The following is a 25,537-nucleotide window of genomic DNA, read 5'->3' on the forward strand; positions in this document are numbered from 1 at the left end:
GTCGAGGTGAAGGTTTTTGTGATGCTCGAAGCTGGCTCAGGCAAAACTCTTGGCGAAACTGTCGATCGCTGTTTTAAGGCGACCGCGCAGATCGTCGGAAATTTCCTTCTTGGTGCGGATCTCGTCGAGGATTTCCGGGTTCGAACCACGGATGGCGCGCAGCAGACCCGTTTCAAAGGCGCCGACCTTGTTGACCGGCAGCGGATCAAGGAAGCCCTGGGTGCCGGCGAAGATCACCACCACCTGCTCCTCCACTTTAAGCGGCGAGAACTGCGCCTGCTTCAGCAGTTCGGTGAGGCGCGCGCCGCGCGCCAGCAGGCGCTGCGTCACCGCATCAAGATCGGAGCCGAACTGGGCGAACGCTGCCATTTCGCGATATTGCGCCAACTCACCCTTGATGGCGCCAGCGACCTGCTTCATCGCCTTGATCTGCGCTGCCGAGCCGACACGTGACACTGAAAGACCAACGTTGACCGCCGGGCGGATGCCCTGGAAGAAGAGGTTCGTTTCAAGGAAGATCTGACCGTCGGTGATCGAAATCACATTGGTCGGAATATAGGCCGAGACGTCATTGGCCTGCGTCTCGATGATCGGCAGCGCGGTGAGCGAGCCAGAGCCGTGATCGGCATTGAGCTTGGCGGCCCGCTCCAGCAGACGCGAATGGAGATAGAACACGTCGCCCGGATAGGCCTCGCGGCCCGGCGGGCGGCGCAGCAGCAGCGACATCTGGCGGTAGGCAACCGCCTGCTTCGACAAATCATCGTAAACGCACAGCGCGTGCATGCCGTTGTCACGGAAATATTCGCCGATCGTACAACCCGTGAAGGGTGCCAGGAACTGCATGGGTGCGGCGTCGGAGGCGGTTGCCGCAACGATCACCGAATATTCCAGCGCCCCGTTTTCTTCCAGCACCTTGACAAGCTGGGCAACGGTGGAGCGCTTCTGGCCGATGGCGATATAGACGCAATAGAGCTTGGCCTGCTCATCCGTCCCCTGATTGATCGGCTTCTGGTTGAGGATGGCGTCAAGCGCCACCGCCGTCTTGCCCGTCTGGCGGTCGCCGATGATCAGCTCGCGCTGTCCGCGCCCGATCGGGATGAGCGCGTCAATGGCCTTGAGGCCGGTCTGCATCGGCTCATGAACGGAGCGGCGGGGAATGATCCCGGGCGCCTTGACGTCAACGCGCTTGCGCTCGCTGGCGACAATCGGTCCCTTGCCATCGATCGGATTGCCGAGCGCGTCAACCACGCGGCCAAGCAGCCCCTTGCCGACCGGCACGTCAACGATGGCACCGGTGCGCTTCACCGTATCGCCTTCGCTGATCTCGCGGTCAGCCCCGAAGATCACGCAGCCGACATTGTCGCTTTCAAGATTGAGCGCCATGCCCTTGATGCCGCCGGGAAATTCCACCATCTCGCCGGCCTGGACGTTATCCAGGCCATAGACGCGCGCGATGCCATCGCCAACCGACAGCACGCGACCGACCTCGGCAACCTCGGCGGCCTCGCCGAAATTGCGGATCTGTTCTTTGAGGATGGAAGTGATTTCAGCGGCGCGAATGTCCATCAGCGGACCTCTTTCAATGCAATCTTGAGCTGCGACAATTTGGTTTTAAGGGAAGTATCGATCATGCGGCTGCCGACCTTGACGGTGAGCCCGCCGATCAGGGACGGATCGATCCTGGTGTTGAGGGTGACATCCTTGCCCAGCGCCTGGCTGATGGCGACCTTGAGAGCGCTCGCGCGCGCGTCATTCAACGGTTCGGCCAAGACGACATCGGCGACCGTTGTCCCGCGCTTTTGCGCCAGCAGGGCGCGAAACGACGCAATGGCACTCTCTACAATAAAAAGACGGCGGTTGCGGGCAAGAAGCTTGAGAAAATTCCCCGCAAGCGCGCCAATGCCGAATTTGGGCAGAAGCGCCTGCAGGGCGGCAAGCTGTGCCTCGCTGGAAAAGAGCGGGGACGTCACCAGCCTCTGCAGATCGCTGCTCTCATGCAGGGCGCGCGCGAATATCTCAAGCTCGCCGAGCGTTGCTTCGCTCGCCTGGGCTGATTCCGCCAGTTCAAACAGGGCGCGCGCATAGCGGCCAGCTACCCCAGAACCCGGATTTTGATCGCCAGCTACGGAATCCATCAGACGGCCAACCCACTGAAAAATCGCCCGGCTCCAAGGTAGACGACCCGCGTCAAGCGCGTGCTTTCATCCTCGGAGGGCTTGAAAGAATGTCATTTAACAACAGCCGGAGAAGACCCCGTCCGCCTGTCAAAGCGCGCGTGCTCTAGCATGCATGTTTGGGCGGTGCAACCGGGCTAAAAGCCCCGGCGCGCCAACAATTCCGCCAGGTCTCCTCCCAAGCATCCTCCCCCAGGTCTCGCAACTCACAGAAAGCTCTGCGGGTCGATGTCGACACTGACCCTGAGACGGCCGGACGGTTTGGGTGCCGCCGCAAGCCAGCTTTGAATATAGTTCTGGAGATCATAAGCCCGCGGGGCTTTGACAAGGAGGCGGAAACGATGGCGCCCGCGCAGCAGGGCCAGCGGCGCTTCGGCCGGGCCCAGCACTCTGACCGCGCCGTCAGGCGGTGCCGCGCGCGCAAGCGCGCGCGCATGGGCGCGTGCGGCCGCGCTGTCGGGCCCCGAAATCAGCAGCGAGGCGAGGCGGCCAAAGGGCGGCAGACCAGCCAATTGCCGTTGCTCGGCCTCGCGCTGCAGGAAGAGATCAGCGTCTCCCGTAAGGAGCGCTGCCATCACCGGGTGCTCGGGTGCGTGCGTCTGCACCAGCGCTTCCCCGGCAATTTCGCCCCGCCCCGCCCGGCCCACCACCTGATGCAGAAGCTGGAACGTGCGCTCGGCCGCCCGTGGATCGCCCGAGGCAAGGCCGATGTCAGCATCGATGATGCCAACCAGCGTCAGCCCGGGGAAATGATGCCCCTTGGCAACCAGCTGGGTGCCGATGATGAGATCAACCTCGCCGCGCTCAATCGCGCCAATCTCGCTTTTCAGTCGCGCCAGACCGCCCGCCATATCGCTGGACAGGACCGACAGCCGGGCTGCCGGAAATCGCTCCGCCAACTCTTCCGCCACCCGCTCCACACCGGGCCCCACACCCACCAGCTTGTCAGCAACGCCGCATGACGGACAGGCGGACGGGACGGGTTGTGCATAGCCACAATGATGACATTGCAGCTCGCGGCGAAAGCGATGATCGACCAGCCACGCGCTGCATGACGGGCAGCCGAAGCGATAGCCGCAGGCCCGGCACAGGGTGAGCGGCGCATAGCCGCGACGATTGAGAAAGAGCAGCGCCTGTTCACCGCGGGCCAGCCGCCCCGCCAGCGCCTCCACCAGCACCGGCGACAGCCAGCGGCCCTTGGCGGGCGGATCACGCCTGAGGTCAATCGCTTTGAGGTGGGGCAGCGCCCGAGCGCCGTAGCGCTGCGCCAGCGCGATGCGATGATAGCGTCCCCTATCGGCGTTGACATAGGTCTCAAGCGATGGTGTCGCAGATGCCAGAACAACCGGAATGTGCTCGATGCGCCCACGCACCACCGCCATGTCACGCGCATGATAGGCAACGCCGTCTTCCTGCTTGAAGGCGGGATCATGCTCCTCATCAACGACGATGAGACCCAGAGCGCAAAATGGCAGGAAGAGTGCCGAGCGCGCGCCAACCACCACCTGCGCTTCCCCGGAGGCAGCAGCGCGCCACAGGCGCGGGCGTTGCGCTGCCGGCACCTCCGAGTGCCATTCAACCGGCCGTGCGCCGAAACGGCCGGCGAAGCGATCAAGAAACTGCCCTGTCAGGGCAATTTCGGGAACAAGCACCAACGCTTGGCGTCCCTGGCGTAGCGTCGCGGCAATCGCCTCGAAATAGACTTCTGTTTTGCCTGACCCCGTCACCCCATGCAAAAGCGTGGTGGAAAACCGGCGGGCCGCGACCATATCGCGCAGGGCAGAAGCTGCGAGGCTCTGGGCTTCATTGAAGTGCGGCGTCATGAAATCAGCCTGCGGCAGCGGCAGTGGCACGCGCGGCGCGATGATGCTCTCCAGCACGCCGGCCTTCACCAGCGCCTCGATCACCGCGCCTGAAACCCCTGTCTCGCCGGCAATATCAGCCTTGCGGCGGGCAAGACGATCACTGAGGAGGGAGATAACCCGCTGACGTGCTGCCGTCGTCTTGGCCGGCTCAACGCCTGTCCAGCGCAGCAATTTCGGCGGCGATGCGGTCTTTTCTCCGGCCTCATGCGCCCGCAGCGCAAGGCGCAGCACCATGCCAAGCGGTGCCATCGTCCAGCGGGCGACCCAGCTGATGAGCTGCCTCAGGCCGGATGGCAGCGGTGGCGCATCAATGACACCGCGCACGAAACGCAGCCTGCCCGCCTCGATCTCGTCCACCGCGCTGTCCCACACACAGCCGACGACGTGGCGCGGACCAAGCGGCACCTCGACGAGTGTTCCAGCAGCAAGAGCCTGATGGGCGCCGTAGGTGTAAGGACGCTCGAGCGCCAAAGGCAGCAACACGGAAACGAGATGGAGCGGCTGGTCGCTAATGGTCGCTTCCTTCTGGTGGCAGCGGACGTTGCGCTGGACAAGGCAATGTCTGCCATGATCGATAGGTCAAGCGACAGGGGGGCCGCTGCCATGGACATATCGACGATTAGCGCGACCGTCACCGGTCTCTATCGCTATCCGCTCAAAGGATTTTCACCGCAGCCTTTGACCGATGTCACGCTTGCGGCCGATAGATGTTTTCCCGGCGATCGTCTGTTTGCAATTGAAAACGGACCTTCCGGTTTCGACGAAACGGCCCCTGCCCATCAGCCGAAGACCAGATATCTGATGCTCGCGCGCAATGGCATCCTTGCCCGCTTCCAATCCCGTTACGACGACGTGAGGCAGGTCTTGTCCTTGCGTGCGCCCGATGGCCGCCATGTCGAAGCAGACTTGGCAAGCGCGGATGGCCGGGCGGTGATTGAGGCGTTCCTGACCAGCACCCTTGGCGCCGAGGCCCGTGGAAATTTACGCCTGCTGTCGTCGCCAGGCTATCATTTCATGGATTCCACGAAAGGGTTCGTCTCGCTGATCAATGCCGCGTCATTGCGCGAGATTGAGCGAATCGCTGGCCAAACCGTCGATCCGCTACGCTTTCGCGCCAATATTTACGTGGATGGTCTGAAGCCATGGCAGGAATTTGATCTCGTCGACTGTCGCCTGCGCATTGGCGAGGCCGAACTCGTCGGCATCAAGCGCACCGACCGTTGTGCCGCCACCCAGGTTAACCCTCTGTCCGGCGAGCGCGACGTCGATATGCTGCGCCTGCTGGAGCAGCACTTCGCCCATCATGATTGTGGCATCTATCTGCGCGTCACGCGATCAGGCAGGCTTGCTGCCGGCGACAGGCTGACCATGATCACCAGGGAAGGCGGTGATGCGCCAGCGTAAAACCCCTTGAAGCACTCTCATTTGGCAGGCGGCAGGTCGGGCTCGGTATCGGGCAATTTGGCAGGCGCTTCGGCGGCCTCTCCGCCCTCCTCCGTGTCCGCGCGACGATAGGCAGGCCGTCCGCGCCGACGTCCCCGCGTGAGGAATGACGGCAGGCCGGGCTCACGCCCTTCTCCCACCGGTTCATGTTCATGCGGCGGTGCGGGAACTACTGTCCCGGCAATCTCGGGCGAGGCAATGACGTCGCTGCGCTCGTCGCGCCGAACCTCGTCACGACGCGGCTCCTCACGGCGGAAGCGCTCGGGGCGCGGCGCCCGTTCGCGGCGCTCGCCGGACGTCTGGCCTTCTTCGCGCAGCGGGAACTCGCCGGCAGGCTGGTCGGCATTGTCGCCCCCCGCCTGCGGCTGCCGGTTCTGATAGTTGCGGTCCTGGTAGGGGCGACCCCGGCCCTCATAGCGCTGCTGGTCGGGGCGTTGATCGGCACGTTGCTGGTCCGGATGCTGATAGTCCTGACGCTCACGGCGCTCATCACCCTGATTGCCGCCCTGCGCCTGATAGCCGCCCGCCTGGCTTGCCTCACCCTCCATCGGGCGCTGTCCGCCCTCGCGGTCCTCGGCCTCTTCATCGTAAGGCTGGTCATCGACACGGATCGAGGGCACGAGATGCGGCGAAATCGCCTGCTGGGCGGCGACCAGAACCCTGAAATAATGCTCCGCATGCTGATAATAGCTTTCGGCAGTCACCCGATCGCCTGATACCTGGGCATCGCGCCCCAATTGCATGTATTTTTCGATGACGTGATGAACAGTTCCCCGGATTTTGACATCCGGACCATTCGATTCATAGACACGAGATAACGGATTCGGGCTTTTGCCACGATTATTGTTCTGGTTGTGATTGCTGCTGTTATTGTTGTTATTGCGCCCACGCATGCGCTTATTGTTATTGTGCTGGCCAGGTCTCATGAGCGTAGTCGCTCCTCGGTTAGAAAACGGCAAGAATTCAGAAAAATGCTTAGAGAAGTTCAGACCGCCCTAAAACTCGTGGCTTCGACGTCAACAGCAAGCTGCAAGGCCGTTGCGGCACGACACCCCGTGTCCTGCCATACGACCTACCGGTTACCGGTCAGAGTGGTGTTCGATCACGTCGATGGGTTGTCGGTTCGATCAAGGTCTCGCGGATAGTCGGTTTCGCGGATGGGCCGGGTCAGTGCGAGCGCGCGGCACCAGGCTTCTGCCTCATCTGCGCGCCTCAAGCAAGTCCCGGAATGCGGAAGCAAAGCACGCCACCGCGTTTATAGAAGCCGATTCTACACAGACACTAATCCCTCCGGGCATTTTTTCAAACATATTTTTGCGCCCCCGCACCATCTGCCAGGCGGGCAGGGATGACGCGCGCCCGGCCACTGAGGTCGCGCAGGACATCGGGCGCAACATCGAGACCATGTGCGCAGGCAAGCGTCCCGACCGTTACATCCTGATCATCGCCAATTTCGAGCAAAAGCAGGCTTGCCGGATTCATGAAGGGGCGCACCTGCCCCAGGATCTGGCGATAAGCCGCAAGACCGTCGATACCGCCATCGAGTGCCAGATGAGGGTCGTAGATCCGCACCTCAGGGGCAAGCCCCGCAATGTCAGCGCTGCGGATATAGGGAGGATTGGAGACGATGAGATCAAATTTGCTTGCCGCAAGCGCCTTTGTCCAATCGCCGCACATGAAATGGGCCCGCGCGCCGACGCCGAAAGCGTGCGCGTTGCCCCGCGCCGTCCGCAGCGTCTCTTCATTGCAATCAATCCCGACGCCCACAGCCGCCGGGCAGTCATGAAGGAGCGACAATAAAAGCGTGCCAGGGCCGGTTCCCAGATCGAGCAGGCGCGGGTGTTGAAGGCCGCAGCGGCGCAAATAATCGATCCCCGCCGCCACCAGCGTTTCTGAATCAGCGCGTGGCACCAGGCTAGATGGCGCCAGCGCAAAGGAAAGCCCCCAAAATTCCTTGCATCCGCACAGGCGCGCCACCGGCTCACCCGCGAGGCGCCGCTTGACCAGCGCGGCGAAAGCATCCTGCTGGGCCGAACTTATCTCGACGTCGCCACGCAGCAGGATTTCGCCCGGCTCCACGCCCGCCACCGCCGCAAGCAGCACCCGGGCATCGAGATCAGGTGTGTCGATGCCGCCGGCGCGCAGTTGATCGGCGCCGTCGCGGCGTGCCTGCGCAAGGGACGCCATGTCAATTGCTGCTGACCGCCAGCAATTGCGCCTGATGCTCGCTGATCAGCGGGTCTATGATCTCGTCCAGCGCCTCGCCGATCATGATCTTGTCGATCTTGTAGAGCGTCAGTTCGATACGATGATCGCTGACACGCCCCTGCGGGAAATTATAGGTGCGCACCCGCTCCGAGCGATCCCCGCTGCCGATCTGCCCGCGCCGCTCGGCCGCCCGCGCCGCATCAAGCTTGCCGCGCTCAAGCTCATAAACGCGGGCGCTCAGAATTTTCATTGCTGTGGCGCGGTTGCGATGCTGCGAACGCTCATCCATCTGCACCACGGTGATGCCTGTCGGGAGATGAACGATGCGCACCGCGCTCTCGGTCTTGTTGACATGCTGACCACCGGCCCCGCCAGCGCGCATGGTCTCGATCTTGAGGTCCTTTTCGTCCAGGTTGATGTCGACATCCTCGACTTCAGGGAGCACGGCAACAGTTGCCGCCGAGGTGTGGATGCGCCCCGACGTTTCGGTCTGCGGCACACGCTGGACCCGGTGGACGCCCGATTCGAATTTGAGGCGGGCAAAGACGCCCTTGCCGACGATCGAGACAATCGCTTCCTTGTAACCGCCCACCGTCCCCTCCGATACCGACAGCACCTCGAATTTCCAGTTTTTGAGCGCTGCATAGCGCTCATACATACGCACAAGATCGCCCGCAAACAGCGAGGCTTCATCGCCACCCGTTCCAGCGCGCACTTCGAGGATGGCGCCCCGCTCATCAGCCGCGTCCTTTGGCAGCAATCGCACCGCAAGCTCATGGTCAAGCGCCGCAATACGCTGAGCGAGCGCCTCCTGCTCTTCGCGGGCGATGGCGCGCATGTCGGCTTCGCTTGCGGCGTCCTCGGCAAGAGACCTCGCCTCGGCCAGCTCACGCCGGCTTGCCATCAGCGCGCGCGCTGTTGCCGCCACCGGCTCAAGCTCGGCGTATTCCTTGGACAATTGCGTGAAAACATCGCCCCCCGGCCCTTCGGCCAGACGCGCCGTCAACTCATCGAGCCGGGCAATCAGCCCCGCGAGTTTTTCTTCTCCCAGCATGGTTCAGACCGGAATACCGTGCGTCGCGGCAAAAGCCTTGATGGCCGCGCGGATATCGCCCTGCACTTCGTCGCCCTCGACCAGCGGATCAACCAGCTTGCGCAATTCACCGAGATTGAGTGCCCGTATCGCTGCCTTCACCGGACCGATGGAGGTGGGAGCCATCGAGATCGAGCGATAGCCAAGGGCCAGCAGAACGATCGCTTCAATCGGTTTGCCCGCAAGCTCACCGCAAACCGTGACCGGCACGCCACCTTTCTGCGCTTCACTGTGGATGTGCTTCAGCACTTTGAGGATGGGTGCCGACAATGAATCGAACCGCTCGGCAAGCCTGCTGTTACCGCGATCAACCGCGAACAGGAATTGCAGAAGATCGTTGGATCCGACCGAGAGGAAATCGACCCGCTCCACCAGTGCCGGCAATTGCCACAGAATCGCGGGCACCTCGATCATGGCGCCAAGCTTGAGGCTGCCGGGGCGCGGATGGCTGTGCTTTTCGAGAAACCGCAACTCGCGCTCGACGACGGCTTTTGCCTGATCAAATTCCCTGACATCGGTGATCATCGGGAACATGAGGCGCAACTCGCGCCCGCGCGCCGCCATCAGCAAGGCTCTGATCTGGCTGCGCATCAGTCCCGGCCGGTCAAGCGTGAGGCGGATGGCGCGCCAGCCCAGAGCCGGATTCTCCTCTGGCTCCACTTTCATATAGGGCAGTATCTTGTCGCCGCCGATATCAAGCGAGCGGAACGTCACCGGATCGTCTCCGGCAGCATCCAGCACGCTCTTGTAGAGCTCAAGCTGCTCGGAAATACGCGGGAAGGTTGACGCCACCATGAATTGCAGCTCGGTGCGGAAGAGGCCGATGCCGCGCGCCCCCGTTTCCCTGACATGGGGCAGATCGACGAGCAATCCCGCATTGATTTGCAGCGTTATCAGCGTGCCATCAAGGCTGATCGCCGGCTTGTCGCGCAGATCACGGTAGGTCTTCTGCCGGCGCGCCCTGAGGCGGACCTTGGCGACATAGGCGCTTTCGATATCGGCAGGCGGGCGGATGTGAACCTCGCCCGATGACCCGTCAACGATGATCGCATCACCCGGCTCGACCAGACCGATAACGTCTTTGGCCTGGCCGACGGCGGCAATGCCAAGCGCGCGGGCGACGATCGTCACATGTGAGGTATGCGAGCCCTCTTCCAGCACGACGCCCCGCAATTTCTCGCGATCATAGTCAAGGAGTTCGGCAGGGCCCATGTTGCGGGCAATAATGATGGCATCCTTCGGCAGGTCGATGCGCGCAGCCGTTGCCGGTTCGCCGGAAAGCTGACGCAGCAGCCGGTTGGCCAGATCGTCGAGATCGTGCAGCCGCTCGCGCAGATAGGGGTCGGAGATGCGCATCATGCGTGCGCGCGTGTCCGAGCGCACCTTCTCGACCGCCCCTTCCGCCGTCAGGCCGGAGCGCACAGCCTCCTGCATCTTGCGGGCCCAGCTGCGGTCATTGGCAAACATGCGAAAGGCTTCCAGCACGTCGCGATGATCACCGGCGCGCGCCAGCTCGGCCTGCTCCAGCATATCATCAACATGCTTGCGCAACGAGGTAATCGCTTCTTCAAGGCGCGCCAGCTCCTCGCCGACATTTTCTGCAACCAGCGCCTTGATGACGATACGCGGCTCATGCAGCACTACATGGCCAAGCCCCACCGCATCGCTCAGCCCCATGCCCTTCAGATGATGCGCCCGGCGTGAGGCCAGTATGACGCCGGCGCGCGCGATCGCCTGCAATTCGCCCGAGGCGATCATCTCGGCGATCACCAGCGAGATCGTCTCGAGCGCCTCGATCTCTTCTTCCGAATAGGCACGCTGCGCCTTGTTCTGCACCACCAGCACGCCCAGCGTATTGCCAGCCCGCAGGATCGGCACGCCGACAAAGCCGTGAAACATCTCCTCGCCCAGTTCAGGAAAGAACAGGAAGGAGGGGTGGCGCTGCGCGTCCGACAGCGCCAGCGGCTGGGCTTCCTTGGCCACCGTGCCCACCAGGCCTTCGCCGATACGCATCTGCACCAGATGGATCTGGCTGCGGTTCAGACCCTCGGTCGCATACAGCTCAAGATGCCCGTCAGCGCGCAGCACGTACACCGAACAGACTTCCGCCACCATATTGGCAGCGATGATCACAACGATCTTATCAAGCCGCTCCTGTGCGCTGACCCGCTCCAGCATGACCTCGCGGAGGCGGCGGAGCAGCACACGCGGCCCGCCCAAGGAATTCCGCATCGGCTATCTCGATATTATCAACACCAGCCATCCAGACTGTGTGGCATCACGCAACGGCACACCAGCATACGCGACCCGTCAGCCATGATTCATCGGTCTTCCTTAAACGCAGACGCGCCAATTGCAAAGCGCGCATGGCTACGGGCAGGAAAAGGACGGATGGGAACAAATCGAAAAATGTGGCGCCCTCGGAGAGATTCGAACTCCCGACCTGTCGCTTAGGATGCGATTGCTCTATCCAGCTGAGCTACGAGGGCCACGCGCCGCTCAGGATCGTGATGTTCGTTCCTTGCCGGCGCCCGAACCGAGCGTTAGCCTTTTTTGACGCAGGATGCCAGCCAGGTCGTCAGCCAAATCACCAGCCAAATCACCCATGATGATCATATTCAAAAAGAGACAAAGGGCGTGCCGGTGGTTTTGCCCGCTGGGGCCGGTGCTGATGACGCTGCTGGGGCCGACAGCCGCCGTCAGCGCTGGCGATGAATGTCCTCCCGCCGGCGGTCTGCCGGTCATGGTCGACAGCATCGCCAGCAGCGATAACATGCGTCTTGCCGACGGGCGCATCATCCGCCTCGCCGGCATAGCCGTTCCGCCAGCCGCAGCGCCCGACGCGCGGCTGTTTTTGCTCCGCATCGCAAAAAATGCCGCGATCCGCCTCCACCCGCAGGGCTCGTCATCGGACCGTTATGGCCGTGTGCTGGCGCGCCTCAGCGCCAGCGAAAACGGACAAGACATCTGGATCGAGCAGGCTTTGATCGGAGCCGGCCTGGCGCTTGCAACGCTTACACCGGGCGAAAATGGTTGTTTTTCGACGCTTTTGGCGTCTGAAACCGAAGCGCGCCGCAGGCGGTCCGGTTACTGGGCTGTTGACGGAGCCATGACGATTGCGCCATCCCGGTTTGACGATGTCGCTGCCGCTGCCGGGCGCTTTGCCGTCTATGAGGGAAAAATTTTACGCGTCGCCGTCCGTGATTACGCCATCTTTTTAGATTTCGGAGAAGATTGGCGACGCGCTCTCTCGATCATACTGCCCCGTCGCCAGCGGCAGGAGGTGGAGGGAGTGCTGGGCCCGATGCAGGAGTTGACCGGCAAGACAGTGCAGGCCAGGGGTATCGTCGAGCGCGGGACTGCTTTGCGCTTGCGACTGACGCACCCCACCCAGATACGTGTTATCAAAGACTGAGGAAGGCATCGTTCTGAACAAGGTAATGGCAGGAAGGATCAGATGGTGTGGACTGGCACTTGCGGCCGGTCTCCTGTCCTCATGCGTTGCCTTTGGACCGGCGCAGAATTCACCTGCCGAAGTTACAGCCGTGCCTCTGCCGACGCCAGCACCGCGCGCCGAGACGGCGAAGAAGCGGGTACCCGCCCAGGTCGAGCGCAATTTCGGCGGCGCCTATGATTCTCCCGATATCGAGCGGCGCCTGGCCACCATCGTCCAGCGCCTCGTCCCCGTCTCCGAGCGGCCTGATCTGCGCTACAGCGTCACCATTCTCAACGCACCGACCATCAATGCCTTCGCCTTGCCCGATGGTCAGCTTTTCGTGACCCGTGGCCTCGTGGCGCTCGCCAATGATGAGGCGGAGATTGCCGCCGTGCTTGCCCACGAAATGTCGCACGTCATCGCCCGCCACGCGACGCAGCGGGTCGAGGCGGCGCAGAAGACCCTTCTTGGTTCCCGCGTTCTGTCAATCGTCACCGGCGACCGGGCGCTTGGTCAGCAGGCGCTCGTATCAGGCGCGCTCTCGCTTGCCAGCTTCTCGCGCCAGCAGGAAATCGAGGCCGACCAGATCGGGATCCGCAACATCTACCGCGCCGGATTTGACCCCTACGGAGCCTCGCGTCTGCTGCAGGACATGGATCGTTTTGCGGCCTTCCGCGCCTCCTTGCCCGGCCAGCAGGGCGACGAGGACAATGAGAACGGCTTTCTGTCGACCCACCCTTCAACCCCGGAGCGCCTGTCGCTTGCCGTCGCCGCCGCCCGGCAGATCGGCGGGCCGGACATCGCCAATCGCGAGAATGACAGCTATGTGCGCGCCCTTGAGGGTGTGCTCTACGGCGATGATCCGAATTCGGGGCTGGTCCGCGGGCGCCGTTTCCTGCATCCGGCCTTCGGCTTTGCCTTTGAGGCTCCCAGCGGATTTGTGCTGGAAAATTCACCGCGCGCGGTGATCGGCGTCAGCACGGATGGGCGGGCGCTGCGCTTTGACACGATCCGCGTCCAGCCGCTCACCTCGCTCACCGAGAGCCTGCAGGCAAGCGCGACGCCCGAGCTGACGATCGACAATATCGAGCGGCTGACCATCAACGGCAACGAGGCAGCCACCGCACTTGGTGCGTCTCCGGGCTGGATTTTCCGCTTCGTGCTGGTGCGTCTTGGCAATGACGTCTATCGCTTTATTTTCGCGACACGCCAGATGACGCCGCAGATCGACGCCGAATTCACTGCTTCGGCTGCCAGTTTCCGCCGCCTCTCACCTTTGGAAAAATCAACCATCCGACCGCTGCGGGTACGTATCGTGACCGTTGGACCGCTCGATTCAGTCGAGTCTCTTGCCGAGCGTATGGTTGATTCGCCAAAGCCCGTGGACCAGTTCCTGGCTCTTAACGGCCTTGATCGTGGCCAAAAGCTGCGGCTCGGCATGCCGGTGAAGATCATCGCCGAATAGCTTGGCTCGGTACAGACGAAAAAGACCGGCAGACGAAAAAGGCCCGGTCTTGTCACCGGGCCTTTGACGCAATACGTGCCAAAAAAATCAGGCAGCCGCCTCGCTCTCGCCCTCGACCGATTCCGCTGCCTTGCCGCGACGCGGACCTTTCTGCAGCATGTTCTCGATCTCGGTCTTGGCTTCGCTTTCGGTGATGTCGTTGGCAGCCGACAATTCACGCGCCATGCGGTCCAGCGCCGCCTCGAAAAGCTGGCGCTCGGAATAGGACTGCTCAGGCTGGGTGTCGGCGCGGTAAAGGTCGCGCACCACCTCGGCTATGGCGATCAGGTCGCCGGAATTGATCTTCGCTTCATATTCCTGGGCGCGACGCGACCACATCGTGCGCTTGATGCGGGCACGACCTTTCAGAGTGTCGAGCGCGCGGGTGACGATGCCGCTTTCCGACAGCTTGCGCATGCCGACACTTGTCGCCTTGGCGGTTGGAACCCGCAGCGTCATTTTGTCTTTTTGAAAGGAAATGACAAACAGCTCAAGCTTGAGCCCGGCGATTTCCTGTTCTTCGATGGCGACGATCTGGCCGACACCATGCGAGGGGTAAACGACGAACTCTCCTGTTTTGAAACCGAGGCGTTGTTGCGAAGCCTTCTTGGCACTGGACATACGGTGTCATCTCCTTCAGACAGCCGGAAAAATCCGGCTACCGGTGGCGCTGGGCGTTGTGCCGTTACTGATCTAGGTGAGGATACAGGCCGAGGCTGGGGCAACGAACGTCTTGGATACGGATCATGACGAAACCTCCAGCCACTCTGCCGCCGGCACACCGGGTGCAACCACGCGGGCATGTCAGGGAACGTGTCAGCCGCTTAGCCGGGCCTCCACTGCTCACAACAAGCCGCCTTTTCTTCACACGGGCTGATCACAACAATCAGCCAACGAGAAGAACAGGCAAAAACTCATTCACTCCCTGACAGGCAGGAGGCGATCGAATTCCCGTTCGGGTTGAACTCCGACGGCTTTCTGCCGCGACAGAAAGGATGCTCTATCACGCTTTTGTCAAAAAGGGAAGATGCACGATCAGCCTTGGTGCGGTGCAGCATCTGTTTTTTCCTGTAACATTAATGCCTAAGCTTAATGTCAAAGACAAACAGCGGTTTTAATCGCCCGTTCCTGGTTCTGCGGAAAAGAAGTTGGCGAACTTGTCCGGCACCCCGTCAAACGCCTTGGCATCCGCCGGCGGGTCCTTCTTGGCGGTGATATTGGGCCAGGTCTGGGCGTAATCCTTGTTGACCTTCAACCATTGCTCAAGCCCGCTTTCAGTATCAGGCTTGATGGCTTCCGCCGGGCATTCCGGTTCGCACACGCCACAATCGATGCATTCGTCGGGATGGATAACCAGCATGTTGTCACCCTCGTAGAAGCAATCCACCGGGCATACTTCAATGCAGTCCATATATTTGCACTTGATGCAGTTTTCGGTAACGACGTAGGTCATCTCAATCCTCAATCACATCCCATCGTGGGGTGCTAGCCCAGCTACCGCCCCGGCACAAGTGGGCGGTGTCATCCCCGAAGCGATCCAGCATCCCGATGCCGAGATGGATCGTCGAAAGGCGCCGTCACTTCCTCGCTCAGATCAGCATAAAGCTGCCGCGCCTCACTGGCACTACCCCGTCGCGCCGCCACGCCAAGCACCCGCCAAACCTTGATGCGGTGTCCAAGAGCGATTGTCAGCACATCGCCGCGCTTGATGGTATGGCCCGGCGCTTCCACCCGCAACCGGTTGACGCGCACCTGGCCGGCCGAGACGACAGCGCTGGCTCGTGTGCGGCTGCGCACGAGACGGGCAAACCACAACCAGCGATCAAGCCGCTGGTGCTCGTCGGCCTCCTGTCTCAACTTTTCTTGTCTGCCTCCAGACGCTCTTTGAGAAGGGCGAGTTTGGCAAACGGCGAATCGGGGTCGCCCGCCGTGTTACGAGACCCGCTATCGCTTGAATAGATGCGCGGCGCCTGCTCACGCGGCGGGCGCTTGTCGAAATTGCGCGGGCCGCCACGATCGGATCCGGGGCGCCGGTCGGGGCCGCCATCCTTGTCACGGCGCGGCCGCTGGTCATGGCGCGGTGGACGGGGGCCGTCAGCGGGGCGCGCGACGGGCGCTGCGGCTGTCTCGGGAGGCGGGCCGCCGTGCGGCTTTCGCTCGCGCCGCTCGGGGCGCGGCCTCTGCCGGGGGCGCTCTGTCGAGACGCCGTCACCTGCGGCAGGGGCGCCGGAGACAGCAGCTGCCGGTGCCGCTTCATTTGCCCCCGGACGGCGTCCTCGTCCCTCACGGCGCGATTTCTGGGCGTTGGGCTGGGGACGGCGCTCGAAACGCGATGGCCGCCAGATCGTCACGGTGGCGGGTGCGGCAGGCGCCGGTGCAGCGATGGCTGTATCGGGCGCGCTCTCGTCAGCCGCATGAGCAGCAGATGCGCTATCCTGAACCGGTTCAATTGCCGCAGCAGCATGCGCTTCCACCACCATATCAGCCGCCGCTGGCGCGACCATGTCGATGGGCGGCTCTGGAAGCGCTGGCGCAATCACCGGATCAGCAAGGATATCCGCCCGTTCCACAACCGGTTCGCCGACAGATGCCTCGACCTCGATTGGCGCCGTATCGACGCCCTCGTCGGTTGCCGTGCCGACTGGCTCGGTCACAGGTTCGCCGGCTGGCGGCTCGCTTGCAACAGGGTCAGCGTCAGGTGCTGCTTCCACCTGCTTTTCTGCCGCCGCCTGAGCGCGTTGGGCCGCTTCCTCTGCCGCCTTTGCCACCGCCTCGGCAATCACACGCTCATGATCGGCAAGCGGCTTCACGTCGCTTCGATACCCAAGCCCCTTCAATATCGAGGCAAAATCCTCCCCCGAACAACCGGCAAGCGAGGTCATGTCAACCGTTACCACGAAGCCGTCGCCAGCCGCTGTTCCCTTGGGCGGCGGGCCGGAGGTCAGCCCCGGCCGATAGGCGATGAGCGGGCGGATGAGATCAGCCAGACGCTCGAGGATGTCGACACGCACCGCACGCGAGCCGAGAACCCGATAGCCGAGCACGCGATAGATAGCCTTCGGCACCTCGGCACTGACCGGAATCGATGTACGCCCCGCCTGCGCCAGATGCGGCAATTCCTGCAACGCCTCAGGCGCCATGCCGCCATGCCGCAACGCCCATAGCTGGGCGGCAAGCTCGCGTGGCTTTGGCTTCATCGCCGCTGGCAAAAACAGATGATAGGCTCCAAATCGCACCCCGAGCCGGCGCAACGCCACGCGCGCTGACTGCTCGAGCGTCTTCAGGTCCTCGCTCACCTTCGCGCGCTCGACCACGCCAAGTTCCTCGACCAGACGGAAAGCGATGCCACGCGCCAGCCCTTCAAGACCTTCGCCATTGCGCAGATCGATGAGCGGTTTCAGGAGCGTGCCGATATGATGGCGCAACCAGGCATCGACACGCCCCTGCACCCATTCGCGGTGCGAGCCTGACAGATCTTCATCAGCAAGCAATTTCGCACGTGGCTCAAGTTCGCTGTCGCCGGCAATCAGCCTGGCAATTTCCTCGCCCATCCAGCGGATCGAGCCGTTGGCGGCCAGAAGGAAACTCTCATTGCCAGCCTCCGCCACCCGCTCCGCGCGCCCGGCGATCGCCACTTCGAGAGCCTTGGCTGCGGCCGCCCGCAGCTCCTTGCCGTACTGGATTTCCGCCCCCCCTTCCGGCACGAAGCGAAAGCCCTGCAACCTGCCGACAATCTGCTCGGCAATCGTCACCTCACCGGCTTGGTTCACTTGGGCTTCGAGCATCATGGTCTCTTTCAGGCGCCGCATCAGAACGCTGGTTGTTTTGTCGACAAAGCGCTGAGCAAGCCGGTCATGCAGGGCATCAGACAAACGATCTTCAACTCTTGACGTGGTTTCCCGCCAATAGCGTGGATCGTCAAGCCAGTTTGATTGATTAGCGATAAAACTCCAGGTGCGGATATGGGCAATCCGCATCGACAAAGTATCGATATCGCCATCAAGCGCGTCGCAGCGCTCCACCTGCCGCCCAAACCACTCCGCCGGCAGACGTCCACCATCGCTCAGGAAGCGGAACATGTCGAGGCACAGCTCGGCATGCGCCGCCGACGAAACCTTTCGATAATCCGGTACTTGGCAGGTTTGCCAGAGGAGGCGGACGGCTGCTTCGCCGTGCGCCCGCGCGCGCACCTCAGGCTCTCGTCCGGCCGCCTCAAGCGTCACCACATCATCACCGTCGGGAGCCCTGGTCAAACCAGCTTCGCGCGGGCGCACGGAAAGGGAATGGCGCAGTGCCTCGAACGAGGAGAATTCAAGCGCAGGGTTGCGCCATTGCAACAGTCGCAGCGGCGCGAAATCATGCGCCTCGATGGACTTCACCACCTCGGCGTCGAAATCATCGGCCCGTCCGCTGGTGCCAAACGTACCATCGCGCATGAAGCGCCCGGCCCGCCCGGCCACCTGTGCAAGCTCCGCCGGGTTGAGATTTCGAAACTGGAAGCCGTCGAATTTGCGGGTGCCGGCAAAAGCGATGTGGTCGACATCAAGGTTGAGGCCCATGCCGATGGCATCCGTTGCCACCAGGAAATCGACCGCCCCTGACTGGAACAACTCGACCTGGGCGTTACGGGTGCGCGGCGACAGCGCCCCCAGCACCACAGCCGCGCCGCCCCTCTGGCGGCGGATAAGCTCGGCGATCGCATAAACTTCAGCCGCCGAGAAAGCGACGATGGCGCTGCGCTCGGGCAGGCGCGTCAGCTTCTTGGCACCCTTATAGGTCAGCGTCGAGAGCCGGGGCCGCGCCGTGATATGCGCACCCGGCAGCAGGGCTGCAATGAGCGGGCGAATCGTGTCGGCGCCTAACAGCAGCGTTTCATGACGCCCGCGATGATAAAGCAGGCGGTCGGTGAACACGTGGCCGCGCTCGAAATCGCCGGCAAGCTGCACTTCATCGACCGCCAGAAAATCAGCCTCGATATCCTGCGGCATCGCTTCAACCGTGCACACCCAGTAGCGCGCCCCGACCGGCTTGATCTTCTCCTCACCCGTAATCAGCGCCACCGCGCCCGGACCCACTCGCGCCACCAGCTTGTGAAAAACCTCGCGCGCCAGAAGCCGCAGCGGCAACCCGATGATACCGCTCGGGTAAGCCAGCATGCGCTCGATGGCATGATGCGTCTTGCCGGTATTGGTGGGGCCGAGCACGGCGGTTACGGTGCGGCTGCGCGCATGCGGCGGCAGGAGATGGCGCGGCAACTCGTTCATCCGCGATGTCTAGCACAGGAATTCGCCGGCGCACGTCCCATGATGACACAGGCAACAGATCAGGAATTTACACATCGAACGGGAGAAGAACGAATCACGCCCGAATCGCGGACTCGGCATCATTCGTTGTCCGTTCTTTCGCAGATGTAGTAGGCGTACAGAAATCGGACACTATTCTTCGAAAATTTTATCCAATCTCCATGAAGACTCATCTGTTTTGACGAAATTCTTGTTAATCTTTGCATTCGACTCCGCCTTAACAAAACGTCAAGGACTAAGCCTGAAAAGATGCGCTTGCGTTAACCTTTGGCGCGAAGCCGGAACGAAGCCTGCACGAATCAGCGAGATGAGGGCGTTCCGCCTTCACCCTCAGTGAATATGTGGGGGGCGGCCGCAGGCGACCCACGAGATGGGCTGTCAAGAAAAAGGGAGTTCCTGACCAAATTTGATTGAAATTAACATTTAGCGTCCCACCCTGGCACAGTGGCGGCGTAACGCTCGCCGATTTGGCTGACGCAGGCGATCAGCGCGCGGGGAACGGCCAAAAAACGCGCCCTGAGGCGCGTTGCGATTCGTTTTCTGACGACGAAGCCTATTCGGTCGAGGCCGTCGCGTCGCTCGGGCTCGCATCGCCCGGCTGGATCGACACCTTGGCAGCCTGGATCGACAGCGTGCCGGCGGCCGTGCCGATCTGCATGCGATAGAGCACCATTGCCCGCGTGCCGTTGATGGGCATCATCCAGGCCTCCATGTCACTGTAGACCTCTGACGAATCCTCTTTTGCCGCGACAATCTTTCGGTGCCCGGCAATCGGCGTGTAGCGCGCCTTGCAGACCAGCATCGGCCCTTCATAATCGCCCACATGCACCGATGACAGGATGCGGCTGTAGGAGAGCGTGATGTCATAGCGCTGGCGGCCATCGAAGACGTTGAGCGTCCGATCGCATGACGAGGGCGCAACCAGCGGTCCATCGCCGGCGACCGGAAAGACAAAGGCCGACAGCGGATCAACCACGTTGCGCCGCGCCGCCTCATTGAGCGGCACCCGGTCGCTTGCCGGCGGGCTTGGCGGCACCACCGTCTCGTTGACGACGTGATTGGCCTTCATCAGCAGGCGCACTTCGTTCGAGCCGGAACCAGCCGAATTCGAGATATGATAAAGGGTTGGCGTCAATTTATCGCGCAAAAACGCACCGCGCGAGGTGGCGCTGCCTTCGCCACCCGCCAGAAGCCGCGCGACGCCTGTCACCTTCGCGCTGACGCCTACAGCATAGTAGCGCTCGGTGATCTGCGCTTCAAAATTGCCGCGCCCGACCTGCAATGGCCCCAGCCGTACATCAAACGTCGCGCGCACAACCGCCGGCCCGGCCTGGGCGGTGGGACAGGACAGATCCGGCTGCAGGAACGATGTGGTAAACACCGCCAGACCAATACAGTAACGCAACATCACTTCGCTCCTTGCAGCTGGCGACCCGCCCGCGATGCGGCGCGGCCGCCCCGACGGCACCGTCTGGGCGGAACACTAGCCGCATATGGTCAATCAACGGTGAACGCGCTTGCAGCTTGACGAAAAGGGTCTGTCGCGCCTATAGACCGCCCTCTTCCATTCCCGCGCGCTGGAATTGCCGCGACGAGCTGTCGCCTGTTCCTGCCGCTGCTGCTATTTGAGGATCATGTCATGTCGCGGCGTTGCGAACTTACCGGAAAAGGCGTCCAGACCGGTCACAAGGTCAGCCATTCCAACCACAAGACCAAGCGCCGCTTCCTGCCCAACCTCAACACGGTGACGTTGCTGAGCGAGACGCTAGAGCGTGCCATCCGGCTGCGCGTCTCGGCTGCCGGCCTGCGCTCCGTCGAGCATCGCGGCGGGCTCGACGCCTTCCTCATCAAGGCCTCCGACAGCGATCTGTCGCAAGGCGCACTGGACGCGAAGCGCCAGATCATCAAGAAGCGCGGCGAAGCGGTCTCCGCGACCTGAACATCTGCCGGCTGATAAAATCAGCCCTTGGCGAGCGTCAGTGACAAAACCCTGCCCTGGTCATCAAGGCGGTAGACGAGCGGTACGCCGGTTTCCAGCTCGCGCTTGACAATCTCATCGCCTGACAGCCCCTCAAGCGCCATGACGAGTGCTCTGAGCGAATTGCCATGGGCGGCCACCAGTACGCCTTGCCCCTTCATGACGCGTGGCGCGATGTGCTGATGGTAATAGGGCAGCACACGTTCAGCCGTCATCTTGAGGCTTTCACCACCCGGCGGCGGCACGTCGAATGAGCGGCGCCAGACGTGGACCTGCTCATCGCCCCATTGTTTGGCGGCTTCCGCTTTGTTGAGGCCGGTGAGATCACCATAGTCACGCTCATTGAGGTGCCAGTCGCGGATGGTCGGCAGACCGGCGAGGCCCATTTCCTCCAGCAGCAGCTCGCACGTGATCTGCGCGCGTGACAGCGCCGATGTGAAGGCGATGTCAAACGACAGCCCCATGGCCGCCAGGCGTTTTCCGCCAGCGCGCGCTTCGCTTACCCCCAGCGCGGTGAGGCCGGGATCCTTCCATCCGGTGAAGAGATTTTCGAGGTTCCATTCGCTCTGCCCGTGACGGCACAGCACCAGCAATCGCTCCATGGTCTTTCCCGCGTTTGAATTTGGTTTCTATCGTTTAGGGCCAAGGCCAAGCACATCGACCATGGAATAGAGGCCCGGCGGCTTGCCGCGCCCCCACAACGCCGCCTTGAGCGCCCCATGGGCAAAGATCGCCCGGTCTTCCGCCTTGTGCGTCAGCTCGATGCGCTCGCTTGCGCCAGCGAAAATAACGGTATGTTCGCCAACCACCGTGCCGCCGCGCAGCGCCGCAAAGCCGATATCACCGGCAGGTCGCGCGCCGGTCTGCCCGTCGCGCCCGCGCAGGCAATGGCCGGCAAGGTCGATGCCACGACCGGCGGCAGCAGCCTCGCCCAGCAGCAAAGCGGTTCCTGACGGCGCGTCGACCTTGGCACGATGGTGCATGTCGATGATTTCGATATCGAAGGCCTCATCAAGTGCAGCCGCCGCCTGTTGCACCAAAACCGCGAGCAGATTAACGCCAAGGCTCATATTGCCCGATTTGATAATGGTGGCACGCATCGCCGAGCGGACAATGGCGCTGTTATGGGCATCCTCAAACCCCGTTGAGCCGATGACATGGACAAATCCGTAGGCCGCCGCCGCTTCGGCAAACGCCACGCTCGCCGCAGGTGTCGTGAAATCGAGGAGGCCGTCGATATCCGCCCCGAGCCCTTCCATACCGCTCACCTTGATACCAAGCGCACCGACGCCGGCAAGCGTACCTGCATCCTGCTGGAGGAACGGCGAGCCCGTCCCTTCGATCGCCGCGCCGAGCACGGCTGCGCCCTGCGATTCGCTGATCAGGCGAATGAGCGTCCGCCCCATGCGCCCGCCCGCTCCCGCCACTGCCAGTTTCGTCGCTGTCATCTTGCCTGCCCTTGATCGCTCTCAGCCCGGCTGCGGCCCGTCATAACCGGCGATAATCACCAGATCGCCGCTCGATACCGGCGCCCTGAAGGTAATCGCCTCCTGATATTCCGGCGAATGATAGCAGGCGAGCGCCTTTTCATAGCTGTCAAATTCAATCACCACATGACGCGATTTGAGACTGCCTTCGGCCACCACGCTCTCGCCATTGCGCACCAGAAAGCGCGCGCCGAATTTTGCAAACGGCACTGCGTTGCGCTTGCGATATTCCTCATATCCGCCCGCCTCGCGCACATCGATATGGGCAATCCAGTAACCCTTGGGCATGTCATCCTCGCTTGGATCAGATTGCAGCGGCAATATCATCGATGATCGCGCGCGCCGCTGCGACCGGATCATCAGCTTGCGTGATCGGCCGCCCGACCACAAGGTGGCTCGCGCCCGCCCTGATCGCAGCGCCTGGCGTCGCAACGCGCGTCTGATCGCCGCTAGCGCTGCCGGCTGGCCGAATGCCGGGCGTGACGATCAGCCGATCACCACCGATAATCCCGCGCACGGCGCCGGCTTCCGCCGGCGAGCAGACCAGTCCGTCGAGCCCCGCCGTCATCGCCTGCGCGGCGCGGCGCGCCACCATATCGCCAATCGGCGCAGTGTAGCCGGCGGAGCGCGCGTCCTCTTCGCTCATCGAGGTGAGGACGCTGACCGCTATCACCTTGAGCCGGCCCGTTCCACGACCTCGGGCGGCCGCTGCCATGGTCTGCGGGTAGCCGTGAACCGTCAGGATGTCGACACCCAGGCGCACGATATTGGCCGTTGCCCGTTCAACCGTGTTGGGGATGTCATGCAGTTTGAGGTCGAGAAAAACCGATTTGCCAAGCGCCTTCAGCTCGCGCGCCAGCTCAAACCCGCCGGCACAGGCAAGTTCCAGTCCGACCTTGTAGAACACGACCTCTTCACCCAGCCGCGCCACCAGCGCCAGAGCCCCGCCCGTATCCGGCATATCAAGTGCAACAATGAGGCGCTGGCGCGCAATGTCCATCATCAGCCGACCTCAAGGCCGGCGATAGGTCCACACCCGCGCGGGCGGAACATTCTTCAAAATCCAGTCTGAAATTTCAACCGTCATGCCGGCAATCGTTCGCGGCACAGGGGATACCAGCGCATAGGAGAACTGGATGAACGGCGCACCGGCATGCATGAGATCAAAAGCGTCACTGACCATGCGCACGCGGCGCGGCGCCGGTTCGGTGAACAGCGGCAGGCTGGAAATAACCGCACAGGCCTTGTCGCCGGTAATGGCGCGGATACGCTCTTTCAGCGCATAGGCATCACCCTGCAGAATGGTAGCGCCAGGAAAGCGTTTGGCCAGAAGCGGTACGAAATCCCGGGAAAATTCAATGGCGATGATGCGCTCAGGTGCAATCCCGCGGGCAATGAGCGCCTCTGTCATCGCCCCTGTGCCGGGACCAAGCTCGATCACCGGACCGGGTATCTCAATGTCGACCGCCGCCGCCATCGCCCGCGCCAGATGTTTTGATGAGGGCGCGACCGCTCCCGTTTTCAGCGGGTTGCCAAACCATGAACGCAGAAAGCGTACCTGATCATCCAGTGCACGCAGCTGAGCGGGTTTCTTGCTCGCGCGTTTCGGCGCTATCGGCAAACCTTGGAACGACAACACTCTCTCCGGTCGCGATCAACGTCTGGCTGCCTAGACCCCGGGCGCCGTGCCGTCAAGCACTGCGAGCCACTGACCCGGAAATGATCTAACGTGAGATTCAGGAATTATCCTTGCCAAGCCCGTCCCAGAAGGCCTTTGCCTTGGCAAAAAAACCTTCCGACATGACGTCGATGTCGTGCCGTTCCGTCTTGGCGAATTCTTCCAGAATATCCCGTTGTTTCTTGCTGAGCCCGGTCGGTGTTTCGACCACTGCCTGCACATACATATCGCCCATATCCTTGCTGCGCAGGATGGGCATGCCCTTGCCGCGAATGCGGAACTGCTTGCCCGACTGGGTGCCCTCCGGCACTTTGACACGCGTCTTGCCGCCATCGACCGTCGGCACCTCGAAATTGCCGCCCAGCGCTGCCACTGTGAACGGGATGGGTATGCGGCTGAAGATGTCCGCGCCCTCGCGGCGGAAAAAGTCATGTGGCTTCACCGAGAGGAAAATATAAAGATCGCCTGCAGGCCCGCCACGTCCGCCCGCTTCGCCCTCGCCAGTGAGCCGTATCCGCGTTCCATCCTCGACACCGGCGGGAATGTTGACCGACAGCGCCTTCTCCCGCGAGGTGCGCCCGGCGCCGCCGCAATTGGGACAAGCCTGTTCGATGACTTCACCGCGCCCGCCGCATGACGGGCAGCCACGCTCGAGCGTAAAGAAGCCCTGCGTTGCCCTCACCCGGCCGGCACCCTTGCAGGTCGGGCACGTCCGCGCCGAGGTGCCGGCTTTGGCGCCCGTGCCGCGACAGGGCTCACACACGATCGAGGTTGGCACGCGGATTTCCGCCACCTTGCCCTTGAACGCATCATCCAGCGTGATTTCCATATTGTAGCGCAGATCAGCGCCACGATCAGCCCGGCCGCCACCGCGCCGTCCGCCAAGAATATCGCCGAAGAAATCCTCGAAGATATCCGACATCGACGAGCCGAAATCATTGCCAAACGGGCTGCCGCCGCCCTGCTCGAAGGCGGCGTGGCCCATACGGTCATAGGCCGCCCGCCGCTCCGGATCCGAGAGGATCTGATAGGCTTCGTTCAATTCCTTGAATTTTGCTTCCGCCGAGGCATCGCCCGGGTTCTTGTCCGGATGATGTTTCATCGCCGCCTTGCGGAAGGCGGATTTCAGCTCGCCCTCGCCAGCCGACCGGGCCACGCCCAGAACTTCGTAATAGTCACGTTTGGCCATTAATGTCTCGATGGAAACTGAAGGATGTTATCAGACAAGGCACCGCTCACATTGACAAGGCCGGCATCGGCAAAACGTACCTCGATATGACCACCCACGGCCCGCGAAAAATCAAAGCGAAATGGCACGTTAGGTTGCATGTCGATAATCGTGTCGAGGCGCCGTGGAAAGATTTGCCC

22 protein-coding genes and 1 tRNA gene are annotated in these 25,537 nt (G+C 62.3%); 4 read left to right on the forward strand and 19 right to left on the reverse strand.

The genetic code is table 11. The features are described 5' to 3' along the window. Positions 1 to 36: 36 nt before the first annotated feature. The 3 genes from atpA to ACINK1_RS10775 all read right to left on the reverse strand — a co-directional run bounded on the left by atpA (position 37) and on the right by ACINK1_RS10775 (position 4,522). A complete protein-coding gene (gene atpA / locus ACINK1_RS10765; RefSeq protein ID WP_376800364.1) occupies positions 37 to 1,566 on the reverse strand; it encodes a F0F1 ATP synthase subunit alpha in 1,530 nt (509 codons plus the stop codon). Then, positions 1,566 to 2,135, reverse strand: coding sequence for a F0F1 ATP synthase subunit delta (locus tag ACINK1_RS10770; RefSeq protein ID WP_376800365.1), 570 nt, complete (start codon positions 2,133 to 2,135; stop codon positions 1,566 to 1,568). The genes atpA and ACINK1_RS10770 overlap by 1 nt, the downstream gene beginning before the upstream one ends. Before the next feature lie 245 nt (positions 2,136 to 2,380). After that, the gene (locus tag ACINK1_RS10775; protein WP_376800366.1) at positions 2,381 to 4,522 is read right to left on the reverse strand and encodes a primosomal protein N'; all 2,142 of its coding nucleotides are present in this window, start codon (positions 4,520 to 4,522) and stop codon (positions 2,381 to 2,383) included. A gap of 9 nt (positions 4,523 to 4,531) precedes the next feature. Between ACINK1_RS10775 and ACINK1_RS10780 the strand changes: the two genes are divergently transcribed. Beyond that, positions 4,532 to 5,443 carry an MOSC domain-containing protein gene (locus ACINK1_RS10780; RefSeq protein WP_376800367.1) on the forward strand — a complete coding sequence of 304 codons (912 nt, stop codon included), beginning with the start codon at positions 4,532 to 4,534 and terminating at the stop codon, positions 5,441 to 5,443. A 17-nt stretch (positions 5,444 to 5,460) separates the two neighbouring features. On the opposite strand, the gene ACINK1_RS10785 is transcribed toward ACINK1_RS10780, so the two are convergent. The 5 genes from ACINK1_RS10785 to ACINK1_RS10805 all read right to left on the reverse strand — a co-directional run bounded on the left by ACINK1_RS10785 (position 5,461) and on the right by ACINK1_RS10805 (position 11,272). After that, positions 5,461 to 6,408, reverse strand: a complete 948-nt coding sequence (locus ACINK1_RS10785) for a DUF4167 domain-containing protein (RefSeq protein ID WP_376800368.1) — start codon at positions 6,406 to 6,408, stop codon at positions 5,461 to 5,463. A 376-nt stretch (positions 6,409 to 6,784) separates the two neighbouring features. After that, positions 6,785 to 7,669: a peptide chain release factor N(5)-glutamine methyltransferase gene (gene prmC / locus ACINK1_RS10790; protein WP_376800369.1), complete on the reverse strand. Its 885-nt coding sequence runs from the start codon at positions 7,667 to 7,669 to the stop codon at positions 6,785 to 6,787. 1 nt (position 7,670) lies between these two features. After that, positions 7,671 to 8,744 (reverse strand): peptide chain release factor 1, encoded by a 1,074-nt coding sequence (gene prfA, locus ACINK1_RS10795; RefSeq protein WP_376800370.1) that lies wholly within the window; start codon positions 8,742 to 8,744, stop codon positions 7,671 to 7,673. 3 nt (positions 8,745 to 8,747) lie between these two features. Beyond that, on the reverse strand, positions 8,748 to 11,015 hold the full coding sequence (gene ptsP / locus ACINK1_RS10800) for a phosphoenolpyruvate--protein phosphotransferase (RefSeq protein WP_376800371.1): 2,268 nt from the start codon (positions 11,013 to 11,015) through the stop codon (positions 8,748 to 8,750). 180 nt (positions 11,016 to 11,195) lie between these two features. After that, positions 11,196 to 11,272: transfer RNA gene (locus ACINK1_RS10805), tRNA-Arg, on the reverse strand. A 182-nt stretch (positions 11,273 to 11,454) separates the two neighbouring features. Between ACINK1_RS10805 and ACINK1_RS10810 the strand changes: the two genes are divergently transcribed. Both ACINK1_RS10810 and ACINK1_RS10815 read left to right on the forward strand, forming a co-directional pair. Further along, positions 11,455 to 12,198, forward strand: coding sequence for a thermonuclease family protein (locus tag ACINK1_RS10810; RefSeq protein WP_376800438.1), 744 nt, complete (start codon positions 11,455 to 11,457; stop codon positions 12,196 to 12,198). Then, entirely contained in the window at positions 12,182 to 13,684 is a 1,503-nt protein-coding gene (locus ACINK1_RS10815) for a M48 family metalloprotease (protein WP_376800372.1), read from the forward strand. Before ACINK1_RS10810 ends, ACINK1_RS10815 begins: the two co-directional genes overlap by 17 nt. A gap of 87 nt (positions 13,685 to 13,771) precedes the next feature. Here the strand turns inward: ACINK1_RS10815 and ACINK1_RS10820 are convergent, their stop codons facing one another. The 5 genes from ACINK1_RS10820 to ACINK1_RS10840 form a co-directional block, all read right to left on the reverse strand. Continuing rightward, positions 13,772 to 14,344, reverse strand: coding sequence for a CarD family transcriptional regulator (locus tag ACINK1_RS10820; RefSeq protein ID WP_376800373.1), 573 nt, complete (start codon positions 14,342 to 14,344; stop codon positions 13,772 to 13,774). A gap of 493 nt (positions 14,345 to 14,837) precedes the next feature. Then, entirely contained in the window at positions 14,838 to 15,176 is a 339-nt protein-coding gene (gene fdxA / locus ACINK1_RS10825; RefSeq protein WP_376800374.1) for a ferredoxin FdxA, read from the reverse strand. Between the two features lie 68 nt (positions 15,177 to 15,244). Continuing rightward, positions 15,245 to 15,580: an RNA-binding S4 domain-containing protein gene (locus ACINK1_RS10830; protein WP_376800375.1), complete on the reverse strand. Its 336-nt coding sequence runs from the start codon at positions 15,578 to 15,580 to the stop codon at positions 15,245 to 15,247. Further along, positions 15,577 to 18,987, reverse strand: a complete 3,411-nt coding sequence (locus ACINK1_RS10835) for a helicase-related protein (RefSeq protein ID WP_376803778.1) — start codon at positions 18,985 to 18,987, stop codon at positions 15,577 to 15,579. The genes ACINK1_RS10830 and ACINK1_RS10835 overlap by 4 nt, the downstream gene beginning before the upstream one ends. Positions 18,988 to 19,579: 592 nt before the next feature. Then, positions 19,580 to 20,434 carry a DUF3108 domain-containing protein gene (locus ACINK1_RS10840; protein WP_376800377.1) on the reverse strand — a complete coding sequence of 285 codons (855 nt, stop codon included), beginning with the start codon at positions 20,432 to 20,434 and terminating at the stop codon, positions 19,580 to 19,582. A 231-nt stretch (positions 20,435 to 20,665) separates the two neighbouring features. Between ACINK1_RS10840 and rpmB the strand changes: the two genes are divergently transcribed. Continuing rightward, a complete protein-coding gene (gene rpmB / locus ACINK1_RS10845) occupies positions 20,666 to 20,965 on the forward strand; it encodes a 50S ribosomal protein L28 (protein ID WP_376800378.1) in 300 nt (99 codons plus the stop codon). Between the two features lie 20 nt (positions 20,966 to 20,985). Here rpmB and ACINK1_RS10850 read toward each other — a convergent pair whose 3' ends face one another. The 6 genes from ACINK1_RS10850 to dnaJ form a co-directional block, all read right to left on the reverse strand. Next, a complete protein-coding gene (locus tag ACINK1_RS10850; RefSeq protein ID WP_376800379.1) occupies positions 20,986 to 21,606 on the reverse strand; it encodes a 2,3-bisphosphoglycerate-dependent phosphoglycerate mutase in 621 nt (206 codons plus the stop codon). A 27-nt stretch (positions 21,607 to 21,633) separates the two neighbouring features. Beyond that, entirely contained in the window at positions 21,634 to 22,452 is an 819-nt protein-coding gene (dapB, locus tag ACINK1_RS10855; RefSeq protein ID WP_376800380.1) for a 4-hydroxy-tetrahydrodipicolinate reductase, read from the reverse strand. 21 nt (positions 22,453 to 22,473) lie between these two features. Next, entirely contained in the window at positions 22,474 to 22,779 is a 306-nt protein-coding gene (locus ACINK1_RS10860; protein ID WP_376800439.1) for a DUF1330 domain-containing protein, read from the reverse strand. Between the two features lie 16 nt (positions 22,780 to 22,795). Continuing rightward, on the reverse strand, positions 22,796 to 23,494 hold the full coding sequence (pyrF, locus tag ACINK1_RS10865) for an orotidine-5'-phosphate decarboxylase (protein ID WP_376800381.1): 699 nt from the start codon (positions 23,492 to 23,494) through the stop codon (positions 22,796 to 22,798). A gap of 9 nt (positions 23,495 to 23,503) precedes the next feature. Next, positions 23,504 to 24,127 (reverse strand): class I SAM-dependent methyltransferase, encoded by a 624-nt coding sequence (locus tag ACINK1_RS10870; protein WP_376800382.1) that lies wholly within the window; start codon positions 24,125 to 24,127, stop codon positions 23,504 to 23,506. A gap of 100 nt (positions 24,128 to 24,227) precedes the next feature. Continuing rightward, complete coding sequence (dnaJ, locus tag ACINK1_RS10875) at positions 24,228 to 25,358, reverse strand: molecular chaperone DnaJ (protein WP_376800383.1); 1,131 nt, start codon at positions 25,356 to 25,358, stop codon at positions 24,228 to 24,230. Positions 25,359 to 25,537 lie beyond the last annotated feature (179 nt).

Source organism: Raskinella chloraquaticus (SeqCode) (assembly GCF_021731865.1).
GTDB classification, from domain to species: Bacteria; Pseudomonadota; Alphaproteobacteria; order Rhizobiales; family UBA4765; genus Raskinella; species Raskinella chloraquaticus.

Coding starts and splice junctions, on each gene's coding strand:
- atpA (WP_376800364.1), bottom strand. CDS start 1,566: ATGGACATTCGCGCCGCTGAAATCACTTCCATCCTCAAAGAACAGATC.
- ACINK1_RS10770 (WP_376800365.1), bottom strand. CDS start 2,135: ATGGATTCCGTAGCTGGCGATCAAAATCCGGGTTCTGGGGTAGCTGGC.
- ACINK1_RS10780 (WP_376800367.1), top strand. CDS start 4,532: ATGGAGCGGCTGGTCGCTAATGGTCGCTTCCTTCTGGTGGCAGCGGAC.
- ACINK1_RS10785 (WP_376800368.1), bottom strand. CDS start 6,408: ATGAGACCTGGCCAGCACAATAACAATAAGCGCATGCGTGGGCGCAAT.
- prmC (WP_376800369.1), bottom strand. CDS start 7,669: ATGGCGTCCCTTGCGCAGGCACGCCGCGACGGCGCCGATCAACTGCGC.
- prfA (WP_376800370.1), bottom strand. CDS start 8,744: ATGCTGGGAGAAGAAAAACTCGCGGGGCTGATTGCCCGGCTCGATGAG.
- ptsP (WP_376800371.1), bottom strand. CDS start 11,015: ATGCGGAATTCCTTGGGCGGGCCGCGTGTGCTGCTCCGCCGCCTCCGC.
- ACINK1_RS10810 (WP_376800438.1), top strand. CDS start 11,455: ATGACGCTGCTGGGGCCGACAGCCGCCGTCAGCGCTGGCGATGAATGT.
- ACINK1_RS10820 (WP_376800373.1), bottom strand. CDS start 14,344: ATGTCCAGTGCCAAGAAGGCTTCGCAACAACGCCTCGGTTTCAAAACA.
- fdxA (WP_376800374.1), bottom strand. CDS start 15,176: ATGACCTACGTCGTTACCGAAAACTGCATCAAGTGCAAATATATGGAC.
- ACINK1_RS10835 (WP_376803778.1), bottom strand. CDS start 18,987: ATGAACGAGTTGCCGCGCCATCTCCTGCCGCCGCATGCGCGCAGCCGC.
- ACINK1_RS10840 (WP_376800377.1), bottom strand. CDS start 20,434: ATGTTGCGTTACTGTATTGGTCTGGCGGTGTTTACCACATCGTTCCTG.
- rpmB (WP_376800378.1), top strand. CDS start 20,666: ATGTCGCGGCGTTGCGAACTTACCGGAAAAGGCGTCCAGACCGGTCAC.
- ACINK1_RS10850 (WP_376800379.1), bottom strand. CDS start 21,606: ATGGAGCGATTGCTGGTGCTGTGCCGTCACGGGCAGAGCGAATGGAAC.
- dapB (WP_376800380.1), bottom strand. CDS start 22,452: ATGACAGCGACGAAACTGGCAGTGGCGGGAGCGGGCGGGCGCATGGGG.
- ACINK1_RS10860 (WP_376800439.1), bottom strand. CDS start 22,779: ATGCCCAAGGGTTACTGGATTGCCCATATCGATGTGCGCGAGGCGGGC.
- pyrF (WP_376800381.1), bottom strand. CDS start 23,494: ATGATGGACATTGCGCGCCAGCGCCTCATTGTTGCACTTGATATGCCG.
- dnaJ (WP_376800383.1), bottom strand. CDS start 25,358: ATGGCCAAACGTGACTATTACGAAGTTCTGGGCGTGGCCCGGTCGGCT.